Raw genomic sequence first — 17,767 nt, forward strand, 5'->3', positions numbered from 1 at the left:
TCATGGACATCGAAACTCGATCTAAGTCATTGATTTATATAGACACTACCGCACCCCTCACTCCCACTCGATGGTCGCCGGCGGCTTGCTCGACACGTCGTAAGTCACGCGATTGATCCCGCGCACTTCATTGATGATGCGCCCCGACACCTTCTTGAGCAGCGCGTACGGCAGCTCGGCCCAGTCGGCGGTCATGAAGTCGCTGGTTTGCACGGCGCGCAGCGCGACCACGTAGTCGTAGGTGCGGCCGTCGCCCATCACGCCCACGCTCTTCACGGGCAGGAACACGGTGAAGGCCTGGCTCGTGAGGTCGTACCAGCTCTTGCCGGTGGCGTCGTCCTTGAAGTTGCGCAGCTCCTCGATGAAGATCGCGTCGGCGCGGCGCAGCAGGTCGGCGTATTCCCTCTTCACTTCGCCGAGGATGCGCACGCCCAAGCCCGGGCCGGGGAACGGGTGGCGGTACACCATCTCGGGCGGCAGGCCGAGCGCCACGCCGAGTTCGCGCACTTCGTCCTTGAACAGGTCGCGCAGCGGCTCGAGCAGCTTGAGTCCCAGCTGTTCGGGCAGGCCGCCCACGTTGTGGTGGCTCTTGATCGTGACGGCCTTCTTGCTCTTGGCTCCGCCCGATTCGATGACGTCGGGGTAGATGGTGCCCTGCGCGAGGAAAGTGGCCCCCTTGTGTCCTCCGTCGCCCGCCTTGAGCTTGGCGGCTTCCTGCTTGAACACCGTGACAAACTCGCCGCCGATGATCTTGCGCTTGGCTTCGGGGTCGCTCACGCCCGCGAGCTTGCCGAGGAAGAGTTCGCTCGCATCGACGCGGATCACCTTCGCGTGCAGCTTGCCCTCGAACATCTCCATGACCATGTCGCCCTCGTTCAGGCGCAAGAGGCCGTGGTCGACGAACACGCAGGTCAGCTGGTCGCCGATGGCGCGATGAATGAGCGCGGCCGCCACACTCGAATCGACGCCGCCCGAGAGGCCGAGGATGACTTCCTCATCGCCCACCTGCTCGCGGATCTTCTCGACGGCCTCGGCGATATGGTCGCGCATGACCCAGTCGGGCTTCGCCTCGCAGATGCCGAGCACGAAGCGCTCGAGGATCGCCTTGCCCTGCTGCGTGTGCGTGACTTCGGGGTGGAACTGCAGCGCGTAGTAACGGCGCGCCTCGTCGGCCATGCCGGCGATGGGGCAGCTGTCGGTGCTGGCCATGAGTTTGAAGCCGGGCGGCAGCTCGGTGACCTTGTCGCCATGGCTCATCCACACGTTGAGCATGCCGTGGCCTTCGGGCGTGGTGAAGTCGGCGATGTCCTTCAAGAGGGCGGTGTGGCCATGCGCGCGCACGGACGCAAAGCCGAACTCGCGCTTGTGGCCGCCCTCGACCTTGCCGCCGAGCTGATGCGCCATGGTCTGCATGCCGTAGCAGATGCCCAGCACCGGCACGCCCAGGTCGAACACGGCCTGCGGGGCCTTGTCGGTGGTCTCCTCGTACACGCTCGCGTGGCTGCCCGAGAGGATCACGCCCTTCAGGTGCCCATCGGCCGCGTATTCGCGCACCCATTCGTCGGTGACGTCGCAGGGGTGCACTTCGCTGAGCACGTGCGCCTCGCGCACGCGGCGCGCGATGAGCTGCGTGACTTGCGAGCCGAAATCGAGGATGAGGATCTTGTCGTGTTGCATGAAAGAAGACTCGGTCAGAGCGTTGAAATGTCGAACAGCTTGACGCCCGCCTTGGGCGCCGCCTGGATGAGTTGCTCGTCGAAGGTGGCGAGCGGGAGACTGAGCGAGCGCGCGAGCCAGAGGTAGCCCGCATCGTAGAGCGACACGCCGGCATCGATGGCCACGGCCAGCACCGCCTTGTGCTGCGCGGGTGCGAGTTCGTGCAGCTCGACGCGATGGCGGATGGCGTCGAGCACGCTCCACAGCCCCTCGACCGCGGACGTCGGAATGCGGCCGCTGCGCACGCCATTGGCAAGGATGTTGGCGCACTCCCACTGCCAGGCGTTGGGCGCCTGCGGCTCGACCTCGTCGCGGCGGATGGCGGCGTAGAGCTTGCGGGTGTGTTCGCTGGCCTGGTCGGGCAAGAGCCAGGCTGCGGTGACGGAGGCGTCCATGACGAAGGCTGTCACGATTGGCGCCCTTCGTCGAGCAGCGCGCGCATTGAAAGGCCGGGCTGGATGGTGGCGTGCAGCGCGTCGATCTGGCCGAGTTCGCGCTCGATCTGCTCGTCGGTGATCACCGGCTTGCGCCGCACCGGCAGCATGCGCACCACCTCCTTGCCGTGGCGGGTGATGCGAACCTCCTCGCCCTTTTCGACCAGGTCGATCAGGGCCGAGAAGTTGTTCTTGGCTTCAGCGATGCCGATGGATTGCATTTGGGCCAGAAAATTTTAATCTGGCCTGAATTCTAATGCCAATCTGGCCTGACTTTCAAGGTCTGGCCAGATTGGGCCTGCGCACCGCTTATTCAGCGCGGTAGTTCGGCGCTTCTTTCGTGATCTGCACGTCGTGCACGTGGCTCTCGCGGATGCCGGCCGTGGTGATCTCGACGAACTCGGCCTTGTTCTTCATCTCTTCGATCGTGGCGCAGCCGCAGTAGCCCATGCTCGCGCGCAAGCCGCCCGACATCTGGTAGACGATCGACACCATCGAGCCCTTGTAAGGCACGCGGCCTTCGATGCCTTCGGGCACCAGCTTGTCGGCGTTGGGATTGCCGGTGGTCGATTCCTGGAAATAGCGGTCGGCACTGCCCTGCTGCATGGCGCCGATGGAGCCCATGCCGCGGTAGCTCTTGTAGCTGCGGCCCTGGAACAGCACGATCTCGCCGGGCGCCTCTTCGGTGCCTGCGAACATGCCGCCCATCATCACGGTGCTGGCGCCCGCGGCAATGGCCTTGGCGATGTCGCCCGAATAGCGGATGCCGCCATCGGCGATCAGCGGAATGCCGGTGCCCTGCAATGCGGTGGCCACGTTGTCGACCGCCATGATCTGCGGCACGCCCACACCCGCCACGATGCGCGTGGTGCAGATCGATCCGGGGCCGATGCCGACCTTGACCGCGTCGGCGCCCACGTCGGCCAATGCACGCGCCGCATCGCCGGTGGCGATGTTGCCGCCGACCACGTCGACCTGCGGGTAGTTCCTTTTGACCCAGCGCACGCGCTCGATCACGCCGGCGCTGTGGCCGTGCGCGGTGTCGACCACGATGGCGTCGACGCCGGCCTTCACGAGCGCCTCGACACGCTCCTCGGTGCCCTCGCCCACGCCGACCGCCGCACCCACGCGCAGCCGGCCCGAGGGGTCGCGCGCGGCGTTGGGAAAGCTGGTCTGCTTGGTGATGTCCTTGACGGTGATCAGGCCCTTGAGCTCCCATGCGCTGTTGATGACGAGCAGGCGTTCGAGCTTGTGCTTGTTGAGCAGCGCCTTGGCCTCGGCCAGCGTGGTGCCGTCGGGCACGGTGATGAGCTTGTCGCGCGGCGTCATGATCTCGCTCACCGGCACGTCGTAGCGGTTCTCGAAGCGCAGGTCGCGCCCGGTCACGATGCCCACCACCTTGCCGCCGTCGAGCACCGGGAAGCCCGAGATGCCGAGTTCGTCCGACAACTGCATGACCTGCAGCACGGTGTGCGTGGGGGTGATCACCACGGGGTCGCGCAGCACGCCCGATTCGTAGCGCTTCACCTTGGCCACCTGCGCGGCCTGCTCGGCGGCGGTGAAGTTCTTGTGCACGATGCCGATGCCGCCTTCCTGCGCGATCGCGATCGCGAGGCGTGCTTCAGTCACCGTATCCATCGCGGCGGAGACCAGCGGCAGATTCAGCGTGATGTTGCGGGAGAAACGGGTGGCGAGGGAGGTGTCCTTGGGCAGGACCTGGGAGAACGCTGGCACCAACAACACGTCGTCGAAGGTGAGCGCTTTGCCGAGAAGGCGCATGGGTGAAGCTCCAAAAGACGGATTGTAGCGACCGTCGGTACTTACCCGCCCTGCCAGGGGCTTCAGCCGGCCGTGGCAGGGCCGGCAATGCGGCGAAAACGTAGCCAAATCCCAACTCGCCGGCAACGAAAGCCCGGCCCTTCCATGTTGCAAAACGTAAGGAAGGCTAAACTCGCCGCATGAAATTCGCGCATTGGCTCGTACTGGGATGTGTTTGCCTGCTGCCGCTCTCGGCCAGCGCGCAATGGCAATGGATCGACAAGAGCGGCAAGAAGGTCTTCAGCGACCAGCCGCCGCCGACGGACGTGCCGGAAAAGAACATCCTGCGCCGCGCAGGCTCTCCGCCGCCCCGAGGCGGTTCTGCGCCGGCCGCTGCCGAAGCCGAGGCGCCCGACGCCACGGCACCCAAGGCCGCGGCTGCGCCCAAGCCTGCGGGCGTCGACAAGGAGCTCGAGGAAAAAACCAAGAAGGCGCAGGCCGAGGAAAAGGCCAAGCAGGCCGCCGAGGCAGAGAAGAACGCCAAGGCCAAGGCCGACAACTGCGATCGCGCGCGCCAGGGCAAGGCCACCTTCGACAGCGGCATCCGCGTCGCCAAGATCAACGCGAAGGGCGAGCGCGAAATCATGGACGACGCGGCCCGGGCCGCCGAGCAGAAGCGCCTTCAGTCGATCATCGAAAGCGACTGCAAATAAGCGAGCAGCCCGCGCCGGTTCAGTAGCCGGCCTTGCCGCCCTTGCGGCGGTTCGCGAAAAGACCCGTGCCGCGCGCGCCCTGGCGCTGGAAGCGCTCGCGGCGCGCCACCTTCGGATCGACCGCCAAGGGCCGGCACAGTTCGACGCGGTCGCCGTCTTCGAGTGGCTGGTCCCAGCCGGCTTCCCTGCCCCAGATTCCCGGCGTCATGGCCTCGCGCCAATCGAGCTGCGGAAAGCGCTGCGCAAGATCGCTGGCCTTCACGGCATCGGCCACGGTGGCTCCGGGCGCCAGTTGCAGCACCTGCTCGAACACCTCGCGCGGCGCGGGCGAGCAGCTGAGCGTGACTTCGATCATCAGGAGCTGCCGTAGACCTGCTCGGCGCGCTTGACGAAGGCTTCGACCAAACTGGAGGCCACGGTGTCGAACACCGGCCCCACCAGCGCCTGCAGCGCGAAGTTGCTGAAGCCATAGCTCATGTGCAGTTCGACGCGGCAGGCGCGCTCGCCGGGTTCGCCCACGGGCGCGAACTTCCAGATGCCGTCGAGATTGGAGAAGGGTCCATCGACCAGCTTGAGGTGCACCTCGCGCCCCGGCACGTGGGTGTTGCGGGTGGTGAAACTCTGGTGCAGGCCGGCGAAGGCCAGGCCCACTTCGGCGGTCATGCCGGCCTCGTCTTCCTCGATGACCCTGGACTTGTCGCACCAGGGCAGGAACTGCGGATATTTCTCCACGTCGGTGACGAGCGCGTACATCTCTTCGGCGCTGTACCAGATGAGGACGGACTTGTTGACGGTTTTCATAGAATCGGGACAGCGTGCGCGACGGATTGTATTGAAGCCATGCGCCCCCATCTTTCCGAGCCATGGCCACCAAGAAACAAGATACCTCCTCCCGCATTGCCGACAACAAGAAGGCCGCGTACAACTATTTCTTCGAAGAACGCTTCGAGGCCGGCATCGTGCTCGAAGGCTGGGAGGTCAAGTCCCTGCGCGAAGGCAAGGTCCAGCTGACCGACGGCTACGTGGTGATCCGCGACGGCGAGCTCTTTGTCGTGGGCCTGCAGATCAACCCGCTCAAGAGCGCTTCGACCCACGTCAACCCTGACTCCATCCGCACCAAGAAGTTGCTGCTGCACAAGGAGGAGATCCGCCGCCTGGTCGGCAAGGTCGAACAAAAGGGCTACACGCTGGTGCCGCTCAACCTGCACTGGAAGGCCGGCAAGGTCAAATGCGAAATTGCGCTGGCCAAGGGCAAGGCCGAGCACGACAAGCGCGACACCATCAAGGACCGCGAAGGCAAGCGCGAGGTCGAGCGCGCGATGAAGAGCCGCAGCCGCTAGTTCTTCGCTGGTTCTTTTCTTTTGCGGCATGGAATAAAACGCCGGTTGCAGGCGTTTGTGCGGTGTCATCGGATCGTCGGTGCCACCAACTTCCAGGAGTCTTCCATGTCGCCTCTTCGCCCTTCTTTCGCCGGCCTTGCCGCCGCGCTGCTCGCCGGCCTGCTCGCGCTTCCCTCGTTCGCCCAGCCCAAGGCCGCCGACGGCGCGCTGGTCGGCCCCAACGGCATGACGCTCTACACCTTCGACAAGGACACGGCCGGCAGCGGCAAGTCGGCCTGCAATGGCGGCTGCGCGGCCAACTGGCCGCCCTTCATGGCCACCGACAGCGACAAGCCCTCCGGCGACTTCACCATCGTCACGCGCGACGACGGCAAGAAGCAATGGGCCGCCAAGGGCTGGCCGCTCTACTACTGGGCCAAGGACACCAAGCCGGGCGACAAGACCGGCGACGGCGTCGGCGGTGCCTGGAAAATCGCCAAACCCTGACCCGCGCGCGTTCCCGCCCCCATGGACGCCCGCCTGCTGGCCGACCAGATCCCGAGCCTGCGCCGCTATGCGCGCGCGCTCACGGGCAACGCCTGGGCGGCCGACGACCTGGTGCAGGACACGCTCGAGCGGGCCTGCAGCAAGTGGCGGCTCTGGGTGGTGGGCAGCGACCTGCGCGCCTGGCTGTTCACGGTCATGCACAACATCTTCGCGAGCCAGCTGCGGCGCACGCCGCCGCCGCACAGCGTGGTGCCGCTGGACGACGCGGCGCACGAACTGCACGGCGGCGCCGATCCAGGCCGCGACCTCGGCATGGGCCTGGACCTGCAGCGCTGCCTGATGCAGCTGCCCGAAGAGCAGCGCGCCGTGCTGCTGCTGGTAACGCTCGAAGACCTTTCCTATGCCGAGGTGGCCAAGGTGCTCGGCATCCCCGCCGGCACCGTGATGTCGCGCCTGTCGCGCGCCCGCGTCCGGCTGCATGAGCTGATGGACGGTGCCTCGGCGCCGCATCGCCCCGGCCTGCGCCGCCTCAAGTGAAACCTGCCGCTCCATCATGAATCGCCCTGCCCCGCCCCCCACCGACGACGAGGTGCATGCCCTCGTCGATGGCCAGTTGGTACCGGAACGCCGCGCCGAGGTCGAGGACGCCGTGGCGCGCGATCCGGCCCTTGCGGCGCGGGTGGCGGCCTGGCGCGTCCAGCGCGACGCGCTGCGCCGGCTGCATGGCGAACTGCTGGGCGAGCCCGTTCCTGCGCCCTTGATGAGTGCGCTCGATCGCAGCCAGCCTCGCCAGGCCCGGCAAGGCCATTGGATGCGATGGGGCGGCATGGCGGCCGGCGTGCTGGTCGCCTTTGCCGCCGGCTGGCTCGGCAATGCGCAGTGGTCGATGCAACGCGTTGCTTCGGCCCAACTGGCCAGGGCGCCTGCGATGCGCGAATTCGTGCATGACGCTTCGATTGCGCACGCCATCTACGCGCCCGAGAAAAGGCATCCGGTCGAAGTGGCCGCCAGCGAGCAGCAGCACCTCGTGCAGTGGCTGTCCAAGCGCCTCGACAGGCCGCTCAAGGTGCCTGACCTGACCGCCATGGGCTACACGCTCGTCGGCGGCCGCCTCTTGCCCGGGGAAAGCGGCGCGCGCGCTCAGTTCATGTTCGAGGACAGCGCCGGCGAGCGCATCACGCTCTACATCGGCACCCTCGACAACCAGGCCGCCGTCGGCACCGCCGCCTCGCGCGAAACAGCCTTCCGTTTCGCGTCCGAAGGACCGGTGCCCAGCTTCTATTGGATCGACCAGGGCTTCGGCTATGCCGTTGCCGGCAAGCTACCGCGTGAAGTTTTGCTGAAACTCGCGACGCTCGCCTACCGCGATTTGTCGTGAGGCCGGCATAAACTGCCGTGTCGCGCAACCACTGCCTTGTTTTCGCGATTTTTCAACTGAAGGAGAAACTGCATGAAATTGCTCAGCGCCTCGATCCTCGCGGCGGCATTGCTCGCCGGCTGCGGCGGCATGTCCAACAAGACCGCCAGCGCCCCCGACACTCCCACCCGTACCGCCGATGGCGTGCTGGTCGGCCCGAATGGCATGACGCTGTACACCTTCGCCCGCGACACGGCCGGTGCAGGCACCTCCGCCTGCAATGCCCAGTGCGCCGCCAACTGGCCGCCGCTGCCGGTCGCCGAAACAGCCAAGCCGATGGGCGGCTACACCATCATCGTGCGCGAAGACGGCAAGAGGCAGTGGGCCTACAAGGGCTGGCCGCTCTACTACTGGACCAAGGACAGCAAGCCGGGCGACAAGACCGGCGACGGCGTCCTGAACGGCGCCTGGAAGGTGGCCCGCCCCTGATCCCGTGATCGCCTGATCGCGCTCCAACTCGAAGGCCCCGTCAGATGTCGGGGCCTTTTCTTTTCCGCCTGCCGGCGCGGCTCAGTGCGCGCTGGGAAGCGCGTCGTCGGCCACGGCGGTGCGGCGTCCACGCAGCGCCAGCAGCTCGTTGAACACCAGTGCACCAATGACCAGCGCGCCGCCGGTCAGCACGCTCGCAGCCGGCTCCTCGCCCGCGCCGATCCAGGCCAGTGCAATGCCGAAGATCACTTCGAGCAGCGCGAGCAGCGCCACCTCGGGCGCCTTGAGCACCTGCGCGCACAGCACCGCCAGCACGCAGGGAATGGCCAGCTGGAAAACACCGAGGAAAGCGAGCAGGCCGAGGTCATGCGCATTGGCCTGGAACGGCAAGGCAAAGGGCAGCGTGAGCAGCGCACTGAGCGCCGCACCAATCAGCACCGCAGGAACCAGGTCGATGTCATGTCCCTTGGCACGCGCGTGCTGGACCACCGTCCAGTTGGTGGCTCCCGCGAGCGGCACGCACAGCGCCACCAGCGTTCCGAGCAGCGATCCGCCCGCTGCCCCGCCCTGCACCAATTGCGTGCCGTACATCCACGCAATGCCGAGGCCGGCCACCACGATGGCCACCCAGGTCCGCGCGGGCAGGCGGTGGCCGATGAACAGGCGCGCGGCCAGTGCGGTGAGCAATGGACCCAGCGACATCGTGACCAGCACGCTGGCCGTCGAGGCCAGCGTCAGCGCCACCATGAAGGCGGTGAACATCACGGTCCAGCAGACGCCCGAGATCCAGAGCTCGCGCCCACCCGAGCGGATCTGCGAGAACACCGCCCGGCCCCGCCAAAGCGGCAAGATCACCAGCAGCGCAAGCATCGTGAAGAAGCTGCGCCAGAAGGTGATCTCGAAACTGTGGGCCTGCGCCAGGTGCCGCGTGACGACACCCGCCGTGGCCCACATCAGGGTCACGGCAACCATCAGCCACACGGCCCCGCCGTGGGTCAGGCGCAGCAGCATGGCGGGATGGCGATCAGCTCGCCGTTTCGCGGCTGGCGCGCTTGCGCTCGTTTTCCTTGAGGAAACGCTTGCGCAGGCGCACGCTCTTGGGCGTGATTTCGACCAGCTCGTCGTCCTCGATGAATTCCACGCCGTATTCCAGCGTGAGTTCGATCGGCGGCGTGATCTTGATCGCGTCTTCCTTGCCCGAGACGCGGAAGTTGGTCAGCTGCTTGGTGCGCGTGGCGTTCACCACCAGGTCGTTGTCGCGGCTGTGAATGCCCACGATCATGCCTTCGTACACCGGATCGTTCGCCTTCACGAACATGCGGCCGCGGTCGTCCAGCTTGCCCAGGGCGTAGGTGAAGATTTCACCGTCGTCCATGGAAATCAGCACGCCGTTCTTGCGGCTGCCGATCTCGCCCTTGTGCGGCTCGTAGCTGTCGAAGATGTTGCTGATGAGGCCCGAGCCGCGCGTCAGGTTCAGGAATTCGTTGGTGAAGCCGATCAGGCCGCGCGCCGGAATGCGGTACTCCAGGCGCACGCGGCCGCGGCCGTCCGGTTCCATGTTGACCAGTTCGCCCTTGCGCTCGCCCAGTGCCTGCATCACGCCGCCCTGGTGCTGCTCTTCGATGTCGGCCGTGACCAGCTCGATCGGCTCGTGCTTCTCGCCGTTGACCGTGCGAAACACCACGCGCGGCTTCGACACGGCCATTTCATAGCCTTCGCGGCGCATGTTTTCCAACAGGATGGTCAGGTGCAGTTCGCCGCGGCCCATCACCTCGAAGATGCCTTCCTCGTCGGTTTCGTTCACGCGCAGCGCCACGTTGTGCTGCAGTTCCTTCTGCAGGCGGTCCCAGATCTGGCGGCTGGTGACGAACTTGCCTTCACGGCCGGCCAGCGGGCTGGTGTTGACGCAGAAGTTCATGGTCAGGGTCGGTTCGTCGACCTTGAGCATGGGCAGCGGCGACGGGTTGGCCGGATCGGTCACGGTCACGCCGATGCCGATGTCGGCAATGCCGTTGATCAGCACGATCTCGCCCGGGCCGGCTTCGGTGGCCTGCACGCGCTCCAGGCCCTGGAAGGTCAGCACCTGGTTGACGCGGCCCTTGACGGTCTTGCCGTCCGGGCCTTCCATGACCACCACGTCCATCATGGGCTTCAGCGTGCCCTGGCTGATGCGGCCCACGCCGATGCGGCCGACGAAGGTCGAGAAATCGAGCGCGGAAATCTGCAGCTGCAGTGGCGCCTCGGGGTTGCCCGTTTGCGCCGGCACGTGCTTCAGGATGGTGTTGAACAGCGCCGACATGTCGGGGCCCCACTGCTCGCCGGGCGCACCCTCTTCGAGCGACGACCAGCCGTTGATGCCCGAGGCGTACACCACGGGGAAGTCCAGCTGTTCGTCGGTGGCGCCGAGCTTGTCGAACAGGTCGAAGGCGGCGTTCACCACCTTGTCGGGGTTGGCACCCGGCTTGTCGACCTTGTTCACGACCAGGATCGGCTTCAGGCCGAGGGCCAGCGCCTTCTTGGTCACGAAGCGCGTCTGCGGCATCGGGCCTTCCTGGGCGTCGATCAGCAGCACCACGCCGTCGACCATCGACAGCGCGCGCTCCACTTCGCCGCCGAAGTCCGCGTGGCCGGGGGTGTCGACGATGTTGATGTGCGTGCCTTCCCAGGTCACGGCGCAGTTCTTGGCCAGGATCGTGATGCCACGTTCCTTTTCGATGGCGTTGTTGTCCATCACCGTGTCGACCACTTTCTCGTGCTCGGCAAAGGTGCCCGACTGCCGCAGCAGCTGGTCGACCATCGTGGTCTTGCCATGGTCCACGTGGGCAATGATGGCGATATTGCGGATTTGCTTGGTACTCATGGTGTCGCTTCGGTCTGTTGTGCGTTCAAAAGAATTTGCTGGATTTCGATGGGGTTCAGCAAGCGCCCCGGGATCAATTCATTGGCGGCAATGTGCGCCGTGCCCAGGAAGGCCGGAGGCGCTTCGCCGAACACCGCCACATGGTCGGCATCGGGCCAGTTACCGCGGCGGCGCAGGCCGGACAGGAAGCGCCCTGCATCTTCGCTGCCGAGCGTGACGACCGTATGGCCCTCGACCAGGGATTCGGCAGGCAACAATTGCGCCAGCCGCTCCTCCTCGCCCATGGCTTCGAGCGCTTCGAGCGTGATGCACTGCGCCTCGCCGAAGCCGCCGGTGGCCGTGCGGCGCAGCGACGTGAGGTGCGCGCCGCAGCCCAGCGCCTCGCCGATGTCTTCGCCCAGCGTGCGGATGTAGGTGCCCTTGCTCACGGAAGCCACGATCTTGATGGCATGGCCTGCCGATTCGGCGGCGGCCTGCGTGATCTTCAACGCATGAATGACCACTTCACGGGGCGCCCGCTCGATCTCGATGCCTTCGCGTGCGTACTCGTACAGCGCCTTGCCGTCCTTCTTGAGCGCACTGTGCATCGGTGGAACCTGCCGGATCGGGCCGGTGAACTGCGCTTCGACGCGGGCCAGGTCTTCCGCGGTGACATGCACCGGGCGCTCGGCAATCACCTCGCCCTCGGCATCGCCGGTGGAGGTCTTGATGCCAAGGCGTGCCATGGCCTCGTAGGTCTTGTCGGCATCGAGGTGCAGCTGGCTGAACTTGGTGGCCGCGCCAAAGCACAGCGGCAGCACGCCGGTGGCCAGCGGATCGAGCGTGCCGGTGTGGCCCGCTTTTTCGGCCCGCAGCAACCACTTGGCCTTCTGCAAGGCCTGGTTGCTGGAGAGTCCCAGCGGCTTGTCGAGCAACAACACCCCATGCACAGGGCGCCGCTGCACCCTTGTGCGTGGCGCATTCATCGCTAGTCGTCTTTCGAACGCGAAGCGACGGCCTGCGCAATGAGCGCATTCATGTCGGCCGCACGCTCGGTGGTGCGGTCGAACAGGAAGTGCAGCGTCGGCACGGTGTGGATGTGGAGGCGCTTGAACAGGCCGTTGCGGAGGAACCCCGCGGCCTGGTTCAGCGCTTCGGTGGTCTCGGCCACGTCGCCCGTGAGCATGCTGAAGTAGATCTTCGCGTGCGCATAGTCGGGCGTGACCTCGACCGCCTGGATCGTGACCATGCCCACGCGCGGGTCCTTCAACTCGCGCGCGATCAGCTCCGTCAGATCCCGCTGGATCTGGTCGGCAACCTTGAACGCGCGGTTGGGGGCGGCGGCTTTTCTTTTGGGCATGGATACGGTCGCATCGAACGCTTGTTACAGCGTACGGGCGATCTCCTTGATCTCGAAGAATTCCAACTGATCACCTTCTTTGATGTCGTTGTAGTTCTTGAGCTTGATACCGCACTCGAAGCCTTCGCGCACTTCGCGGACGTCGTCCTTCATGCGCTTGATCGAATCGACTTCGCCGGTGTAGATCACCACGTTGTCGCGCAGCAGGCGGAAATGCGCACTGCGGTTGACCGAGCCCGAGGTGATGTACGAACCTGCGACCGTACCGATCTTCGAAGCCACGAACACCGTGCGGATCTCGGCCGAGCCGATGATTTCCTCGCGGCGCTCCGGTGCCAGCATGCCCGACATCGCGACCTTGATCTCGTCCACGGCGTCGTAAATGATGCTGTAGTAGTTCAGCTGCACGCCATTGCCTTCGGCCAGCTTGCGCGCACCGGCATCGGCACGCACGTTGAAGCCGATCACGATGGCCTTCGAGGCGATCGCAAGGTTGATGTCGCTTTCGCTGATACCGCCCACGCCGGCGTACACGATCTGCACCTTGACCTCTTCGGTCGCCAGCTTGAGCAGCGACTGGGCCAGTGCTTCCTGCGAGCCCTGCACGTCGGCCTTGATGATGATGCGCAGCGTCTGCACTTCGCCGGCCGAGAGGTCGGTGAACATGTTCTGCAGGTTCGCGGCCTGGGCCTTCGCCAGCTTGGTGTTGCGGAACTTGCCGGCGCGGTAGGTGGCGATTTCGCGCGCACGGCGCTCGTCGCTCATCACCATGAACTCGTCGCCCGCCTGCGGGACTTCGGTCAGGCCCTGGATCTCGACCGGGATCGACGGACCCGCGGTCTTGATGGCCTTGCCGTCTTCGTCGAGCATGGCGCGCACGCGGCCATAGGTCGAACCCGCCAGCACCACGTCACCGGTCTTGAGCGTGCCGGACTGAACCAGCACGGTTGCGACCGGGCCGCGGCCCTTGTCGAGCTGCGCTTCGATGACCAGGCCCTTGGCGGCGGCATCCACCGGCGCCTTGAGTTCCAGCACTTCGGCCTGCAGCAGCACCTGTTCGAGCAGGTCGTCGATGCCCTGGCCCGTCTTGGCGGACACCGGCACGAACGGCACGTCGCCGCCATACTCTTCGGGCACCACCTCTTCGGCCACCAGTTCCTGCTTCACGCGGTCCGGGCTGGCATCGGGCTTGTCGATCTTGTTGATGGCAACCACGATCGGCACACCCGCAGCCTTCGCGTGCTTGATGGCTTCCTTGGTCTGCGGCATGACGCCGTCGTCGGCCGCCACCACGAGGATGACGATGTCGGTGGCCTGCGCGCCGCGGGCACGCATGGCCGTGAAGGCCTCGTGGCCCGGGGTGTCGAGGAACGACACCATGCCGCGTTCGGTTTGCACGTGGTAGGCACCGATGTGCTGCGTGATGCCGCCGGCTTCGCCCGCTGCAACCTTGGCGCGGCGGATGTAGTCGAGCAGCGAGGTCTTGCCGTGGTCGACGTGGCCCATGACGGTCACGACCGGTGCGCGCGGCAGGGCTTCGGCGGTTTGCGCCGACACGTCCTCGTCGGTGAAGGCTTCCGGGTCGTCCAGCGCGGCAACGACCGCGTTGTGGCCCATTTCCTCCACCAGGATCATGGCCGTGTCCTGGTCCAGCGACTGGTTGATGGTCGCCATCTGACCCAGCTTCATCAATTGCTTGATGACTTCCTGCGCCTTGACGGCCATCTTGTGCGCGAGCTCGGCCACCGTGATGGTTTCGGGCACGTGCACTTCGAGAATGCGCGCCTCCACCGGTGCGGCCTGCACATGCTCTTCGTGGCCTCCGCGGTCATTGCTGCCGCGGCGGCCGCGCGGGCCTCCGCGCCAGTTGCCGCGGCCGACACCACCGCTGGCATCGCCGCGGGTCTTGATTTCCTTCTTCTTGGCAGGATCGCCCGCCCAGCTCGAAGAGAGCTTGGCCGACTTGACTTCCTTGCCGGCACCGGCGGCGCCAGGGGCTGCTGCAGCACCCGGTGCGGCCGGCGCGCCGGGACGCGCCGGGGGCGCGGCCGGCTTGTGCAGCGTGCCCTTGACCGCGGCCTTTTCGGGCTGCGGCTTCTCGGGCGCCTTGTGCGGCACCAGCACGCGGGCCGGTGCGTTCATCATGGCGCGAATGGCTTCGGCTTCGGCCAGGGCCTTGCGGCGGCGCTCGTCCAGGTCCTTGGCACGGGCGGCTTCTTCGTCGGCACGGGCCTTCGATTCGGCGGCGGCCTTGGCCTTGGCGTCTTCCTTGGCTTGCGTGGCGGCCGTCTGGGCAGCCAGCTTGGTGTCGGCGGCCTGCTGTTCGGCGGCGGCTGCGGCGGCTGCAGCGGCTGCGGCAGGCGCAGCGACCGGCTTGGCCGCTTCCTTGGCGGGCGCGGCAGCGGCTTCGGCAGCGGCCTTCTTCTCGGCGGCGGCGCGCGCGGCTTCCTGCTCGGCCTGCTCCGCGCGCTCGGCCTTTTCGGCCTGTTCGCGTTCGCGGGCTTCGGCTTCTTCGCGCAGGCGGCGCTTCTCGACCAGTTCTTCTTCCTGGCGGCGGATCAGCTCGGCCTGGCGGCGCGCCTCTTCCTCGCGGCGGGCCAGTTCGGCTTCGTCGATGCGCGGCGCGGCGGGTGCCGCGGCGGGCGCTTCGGCCACCGGTTGCGCTTCGGGCGTGGCCGGATGGCCATCGTCGCGCTGGATGAAGGTGCGCTTCTTGCGCACCTCGACCTGGATGGTGCGGGCGCGGCCGGTGGCGTCGGCCTGCTTGATCTCGCTGGTCGACTTCTTGGTCAGCGTGATCTTCTTGCGCTCGGGCTCGGCGGTGCCATGGCTGGCTTTGAGAAAGCCGAGCAGGCGCTGCTTGTCAGCCTCGGTGAGTGCATCGGTGGGTGCCGCCTTGGGCACGCCTGCGCTCTTGAGCTGGTCAAGCAAGGTTTCGGGAGTCTTCTTGAGCTCGTTCGCGAACTCGGCGACAGTGGTACTGGACATATTGGTTTCGTGCCTCCATGACCATCACTCTTGGCCGGCGAACCAATGTTCGCGGGCTTTCAAGATGAGGGCTTTGGCGTCATCGGCGCTGTGGCCGGTGATCTCGGTGAGTTCATCGACCGCGAGGTCGGCGAGGTCGTCGCGGGTGTGCACACCCGCCTCGGCCAGCTTGGGAATCAGCTCGGGGTCGAGGCCTTCGAGGTCGCGCAGATTCTGCGAGACGGTCTCGACGCCCTCTTCCTTGGCGATTTCCATGGTCAACAGCGCATCCTTGGCGCGCGTGCGCAGCTCGTTGATGGTGTCTTCATCGAAAGCTTCGATCTCCAGCATTTCGGAGATCGGCACATAGGCCACTTCCTCGAGGCTGTTGAAGCCCTCGGAGATCAGGATGTCGGCGATTTCCTCGTCGACGTCGAGCTTTTCCATGAACAGCTTGCGGCTGGCGTCGGTTTCGCTCGCCTGCTTCTGGGCCGATTCATTGGCGTCCATGATGTTGATCTTCCAGCCGGTCAGGTCGGAGGCAAGCCTCACGTTCTGGCCGCCGCGGCCGATCGCGATGGCGAGGTTTTCCTCGTCGACCACCACATCCATGGCGTGCTTTTCTTCATCGACCACGATCGACGACACGTTGGCCGGAGCCAGGGCGCCGATCACGAACTGGGCCGGGTCTTCGCTCCACAGCACGATGTCCACGCGCTCGCCGGCGAGCTCGTTGGTCACGGCGTTCACGCGGGTGCCGCGCACGCCGACGCAGGTGCCGATCGGGTCGACACGCTTGTCGTGCGAGAGCACGGCGATCTTGGCACGCGAGCCGGGGTCGCGGGCGCAGCTCTTGATCTCGAGCAGGCCCTGTTCGATTTCGGGCACTTCCTGGCGGAACAGCTCGATCATGAATTCGGGCGCCGAGCGCGACAGGATGATCGGCGCGCCGCGCAGCGTCAGGTCGACTTCCATGATCATGGCCCGCACGCGGTCGCCGTTGCGCAGGTTTTCCTTGGCGATCATCTCGCTGCGGCGCAGGCGCCCTTCGACGCGGCCGGCTTCCACGATGATGTCGCCCTTGTCCAGGCGCTTGACGGTGCCGACAAAGATCTTGTCGCCGCGCGACATGAAGTCGTTGAGCAGCATCTCGCGCTCGGCGTCGCGGATCTTCTGCAGGATGACCTGCTTGGCCGCCATGGCGCCGATGCGGCCGATCGGCACCGAGTCCACCGCTTCTTCGATGTACTCGCCGACCTCGATGTCGGGCATTTCTTCCTTGGCTTCGAACAGGAGGATTTCCTGGTCGGGCAGCTGCAGGCCGGCTTCGTCGGGGACGACGTGCCAGCGGCGGAAGGTTTCGTAGTCGCCGCTGTCGCGGTCGACCGAGACGCGGATGTCCACGTCGCCCTGGTGGAGCTTCTTGGTGGCTTGCGCCAGCGCGGACTCGACCGCACCGAAAACCACGTCGCGCTCGACGTTCTTCTCGCGCGAGATCGCATCCACCAACATCAACATTTCGCGATTCATGCCACCCACTCCTCTAGTCAGTCCGGAACGTTGGTTCCGTCGTCAATATCCGAAAAACCCGGTTGGGTTTTGGCCCTGCGGCCCTTGAAATCCACAATTGGCGCGAGCCGCGCATCGCGCAGCTCATCCAGCACGAAACCCAGCGCCTGCAACTTTGCAGGCGCGCGCTTCTTGCTGACTTTTTGACCCGGCTTGGGCTTCGGCGCATCGCTCCAGACGATTTGCCAGCCCGGGGCTCCGTCGGCCCCTTCCGCCTTTTCAGCACGCTCCAGCGTGCCGCGAAACTTCTTGCGGGTGGCAGACACCTGCCCCGCCGCCGCGGCACCCATGGGCGCCTTGAGCGTGATGTCGATCACCTCGCCCACGAAACGCTCGAAATCCTGCTCATTGCGAAGCGGACGGTCAATACCCGGCGAGGAAACCTCGAGCCGCTTGTAATCGACACCGTCGACCTCGAGCGCAAACTGCAACTGGCGCGTGACCTTCTCGCAATCCTCGACCGTCACGAAGGGTTCGGGAATGCCTGCAGCCACAGCTTCCGATGTGGGGGCAGTCCAGGGCAAATCAATTGTCACGCGCAGCAATCCCCCGGCCGAGCGTTCGATCTCGACCAGGTCGTAGCCGAGACCGGCAACGGTTTGTTCCACTGTCTGCTGCAATGCCACGTGTTTGAATTTGCCTTGTAAAAATGCTTATGCGTGCCACCCGCCCGCCACGGGTGTCACGCATCGAAATTGCATAGACCAAAAAAAACGGGCGGTTGGTACCCGCCCGTTTG

19 protein-coding genes are annotated in these 17,767 nt (G+C 65.8%); 6 read left to right on the forward strand and 13 right to left on the reverse strand.

Going from position 1 to position 17,767, the window contains the following annotated elements; translation table 11 throughout:
- Nucleotides 1-57: 57 nt before the first annotated feature.
- From guaA to guaB, 4 genes are all read right to left on the reverse strand, one after another.
- Complete coding sequence (gene guaA / locus RZE77_RS14485) at nt 58-1,677, reverse strand: glutamine-hydrolyzing GMP synthase (RefSeq protein WP_319438084.1); 1,620 nt, start codon at nt 1,675-1,677, stop codon at nt 58-60.
- Nucleotides 1,678-1,691: 14 nt separating this feature from the next.
- Nucleotides 1,692-2,111 (reverse strand): type II toxin-antitoxin system VapC family toxin, encoded by a 420-nt coding sequence (locus tag RZE77_RS14490; protein ID WP_041946111.1) that lies wholly within the window; start codon nt 2,109-2,111, stop codon nt 1,692-1,694.
- 11 nt (nt 2,112-2,122) lie between these two features.
- On the reverse strand, nt 2,123-2,371 hold the full coding sequence (locus RZE77_RS14495; RefSeq protein ID WP_319438085.1) for a type II toxin-antitoxin system Phd/YefM family antitoxin: 249 nt from the start codon (nt 2,369-2,371) through the stop codon (nt 2,123-2,125).
- Between the two features lie 88 nt (nt 2,372-2,459).
- Nucleotides 2,460-3,929: an IMP dehydrogenase gene (gene guaB / locus RZE77_RS14500; protein ID WP_319438086.1), complete on the reverse strand. Its 1,470-nt coding sequence runs from the start codon at nt 3,927-3,929 to the stop codon at nt 2,460-2,462.
- A gap of 179 nt (nt 3,930-4,108) precedes the next feature.
- Between guaB and RZE77_RS14505 the strand changes: the two genes are divergently transcribed.
- The gene (locus RZE77_RS14505) at nt 4,109-4,621 is read left to right on the forward strand and encodes a DUF4124 domain-containing protein (RefSeq protein ID WP_319438087.1); all 513 of its coding nucleotides are present in this window, start codon (nt 4,109-4,111) and stop codon (nt 4,619-4,621) included.
- A gap of 19 nt (nt 4,622-4,640) precedes the next feature.
- Here the strand turns inward: RZE77_RS14505 and RZE77_RS14510 are convergent, their stop codons facing one another.
- Nucleotides 4,641-4,976, reverse strand: a complete 336-nt coding sequence (locus tag RZE77_RS14510) for an RnfH family protein (RefSeq protein ID WP_319438088.1) — start codon at nt 4,974-4,976, stop codon at nt 4,641-4,643.
- Entirely contained in the window at nt 4,976-5,422 is a 447-nt protein-coding gene (locus tag RZE77_RS14515) for a type II toxin-antitoxin system RatA family toxin (protein ID WP_319438089.1), read from the reverse strand. The genes RZE77_RS14510 and RZE77_RS14515 overlap by 1 nt, the downstream gene beginning before the upstream one ends.
- A 62-nt stretch (nt 5,423-5,484) precedes the next feature.
- On the opposite strand from RZE77_RS14515, the gene smpB reads away from it, so the two are divergent.
- From smpB to RZE77_RS14540, 5 genes are all read left to right on the forward strand, one after another.
- Nucleotides 5,485-5,961, forward strand: a complete 477-nt coding sequence (gene smpB / locus RZE77_RS14520; RefSeq protein ID WP_012747861.1) for an SsrA-binding protein SmpB — start codon at nt 5,485-5,487, stop codon at nt 5,959-5,961.
- A 105-nt stretch (nt 5,962-6,066) separates the two neighbouring features.
- Complete coding sequence (locus tag RZE77_RS14525) at nt 6,067-6,447, forward strand: COG4315 family predicted lipoprotein (protein ID WP_319438090.1); 381 nt, start codon at nt 6,067-6,069, stop codon at nt 6,445-6,447.
- Between the two features lie 21 nt (nt 6,448-6,468).
- Nucleotides 6,469-6,984, forward strand: a complete 516-nt coding sequence (locus RZE77_RS14530; protein ID WP_319438091.1) for a sigma-70 family RNA polymerase sigma factor — start codon at nt 6,469-6,471, stop codon at nt 6,982-6,984.
- Between the two features lie 16 nt (nt 6,985-7,000).
- Nucleotides 7,001-7,825, forward strand: a complete 825-nt coding sequence (locus tag RZE77_RS14535; protein WP_319438092.1) for an anti-sigma factor family protein — start codon at nt 7,001-7,003, stop codon at nt 7,823-7,825.
- A gap of 72 nt (nt 7,826-7,897) precedes the next feature.
- Nucleotides 7,898-8,293: a COG4315 family predicted lipoprotein gene (locus tag RZE77_RS14540; RefSeq protein WP_012747857.1), complete on the forward strand. Its 396-nt coding sequence runs from the start codon at nt 7,898-7,900 to the stop codon at nt 8,291-8,293.
- A gap of 81 nt (nt 8,294-8,374) precedes the next feature.
- On the opposite strand, the gene RZE77_RS14545 is transcribed toward RZE77_RS14540, so the two are convergent.
- The 7 genes from RZE77_RS14545 to rimP are packed head-to-tail and all read right to left on the reverse strand — an operon-like array spanning nt 8,375 to nt 17,654.
- Complete coding sequence (locus RZE77_RS14545) at nt 8,375-9,304, reverse strand: DMT family transporter (RefSeq protein ID WP_405545849.1); 930 nt, start codon at nt 9,302-9,304, stop codon at nt 8,375-8,377.
- A 13-nt stretch (nt 9,305-9,317) separates the two neighbouring features.
- Nucleotides 9,318-11,153, reverse strand: coding sequence for a translational GTPase TypA (gene typA / locus RZE77_RS14550; RefSeq protein WP_319438093.1), 1,836 nt, complete (start codon nt 11,151-11,153; stop codon nt 9,318-9,320).
- Nucleotides 11,150-12,118 (reverse strand): tRNA pseudouridine(55) synthase TruB, encoded by a 969-nt coding sequence (gene truB, locus RZE77_RS14555; RefSeq protein ID WP_319438094.1) that lies wholly within the window; start codon nt 12,116-12,118, stop codon nt 11,150-11,152. Before truB ends, typA begins: the two co-directional genes overlap by 4 nt.
- Before the next feature lie 2 nt (nt 12,119-12,120).
- Complete coding sequence (rbfA, locus tag RZE77_RS14560; protein ID WP_021007399.1) at nt 12,121-12,492, reverse strand: 30S ribosome-binding factor RbfA; 372 nt, start codon at nt 12,490-12,492, stop codon at nt 12,121-12,123.
- A 24-nt stretch (nt 12,493-12,516) separates the two neighbouring features.
- The gene (gene infB, locus RZE77_RS14565; RefSeq protein WP_319438095.1) at nt 12,517-15,480 is read right to left on the reverse strand and encodes a translation initiation factor IF-2; all 2,964 of its coding nucleotides are present in this window, start codon (nt 15,478-15,480) and stop codon (nt 12,517-12,519) included.
- Nucleotides 15,481-15,504: 24 nt separating this feature from the next.
- Nucleotides 15,505-16,989, reverse strand: coding sequence for a transcription termination factor NusA (gene nusA, locus RZE77_RS14570; RefSeq protein WP_124959591.1), 1,485 nt, complete (start codon nt 16,987-16,989; stop codon nt 15,505-15,507).
- A 17-nt stretch (nt 16,990-17,006) separates the two neighbouring features.
- Complete coding sequence (rimP, locus tag RZE77_RS14575; RefSeq protein WP_319438096.1) at nt 17,007-17,654, reverse strand: ribosome maturation factor RimP; 648 nt, start codon at nt 17,652-17,654, stop codon at nt 17,007-17,009.
- Nucleotides 17,655-17,767: the final 113 nt, after the last annotated feature.

Origin of the sequence: Variovorax sp. SPNA7, assembly GCF_033807855.1 — a bacterium.
Taxonomy (GTDB): domain Bacteria; phylum Pseudomonadota; class Gammaproteobacteria; order Burkholderiales; family Burkholderiaceae_C; genus Variovorax; species Variovorax beijingensis.

Bases quoted from the DNA above. Each gene is read 5' to 3' on its own strand.
- RZE77_RS14540 (WP_012747857.1), top strand. From the start codon at position 7,898: ATGAAATTGCTCAGCGCCTCGATCCTCGCGGCGGCATTGCTCGCCGGC.
- infB (WP_319438095.1), bottom strand. From the start codon at position 15,480: ATGTCCAGTACCACTGTCGCCGAGTTCGCGAACGAGCTCAAGAAGACT.
- RZE77_RS14525 (WP_319438090.1), top strand. From the start codon at position 6,067: ATGTCGCCTCTTCGCCCTTCTTTCGCCGGCCTTGCCGCCGCGCTGCTC.
- RZE77_RS14515 (WP_319438089.1), bottom strand. From the start codon at position 5,422: ATGAAAACCGTCAACAAGTCCGTCCTCATCTGGTACAGCGCCGAAGAG.
- RZE77_RS14505 (WP_319438087.1), top strand. From the start codon at position 4,109: ATGAAATTCGCGCATTGGCTCGTACTGGGATGTGTTTGCCTGCTGCCG.
- smpB (WP_012747861.1), top strand. From the start codon at position 5,485: ATGGCCACCAAGAAACAAGATACCTCCTCCCGCATTGCCGACAACAAG.
- RZE77_RS14510 (WP_319438088.1), bottom strand. From the start codon at position 4,976: ATGATCGAAGTCACGCTCAGCTGCTCGCCCGCGCCGCGCGAGGTGTTC.
- RZE77_RS14530 (WP_319438091.1), top strand. From the start codon at position 6,469: ATGGACGCCCGCCTGCTGGCCGACCAGATCCCGAGCCTGCGCCGCTAT.
- rbfA (WP_021007399.1), bottom strand. From the start codon at position 12,492: ATGCCCAAAAGAAAAGCCGCCGCCCCCAACCGCGCGTTCAAGGTTGCC.
- RZE77_RS14545 (WP_405545849.1), bottom strand. From the start codon at position 9,304: ATGCTGCTGCGCCTGACCCACGGCGGGGCCGTGTGGCTGATGGTTGCC.
- RZE77_RS14535 (WP_319438092.1), top strand. From the start codon at position 7,001: ATGAATCGCCCTGCCCCGCCCCCCACCGACGACGAGGTGCATGCCCTC.
- RZE77_RS14495 (WP_319438085.1), bottom strand. From the start codon at position 2,371: ATGCAATCCATCGGCATCGCTGAAGCCAAGAACAACTTCTCGGCCCTG.
- guaA (WP_319438084.1), bottom strand. From the start codon at position 1,677: ATGCAACACGACAAGATCCTCATCCTCGATTTCGGCTCGCAAGTCACG.
- nusA (WP_124959591.1), bottom strand. From the start codon at position 16,989: ATGAATCGCGAAATGTTGATGTTGGTGGATGCGATCTCGCGCGAGAAG.
- truB (WP_319438094.1), bottom strand. From the start codon at position 12,118: ATGAATGCGCCACGCACAAGGGTGCAGCGGCGCCCTGTGCATGGGGTG.
- typA (WP_319438093.1), bottom strand. From the start codon at position 11,153: ATGAGTACCAAGCAAATCCGCAATATCGCCATCATTGCCCACGTGGAC.
- guaB (WP_319438086.1), bottom strand. From the start codon at position 3,929: ATGCGCCTTCTCGGCAAAGCGCTCACCTTCGACGACGTGTTGTTGGTG.
- RZE77_RS14490 (WP_041946111.1), bottom strand. From the start codon at position 2,111: ATGGACGCCTCCGTCACCGCAGCCTGGCTCTTGCCCGACCAGGCCAGC.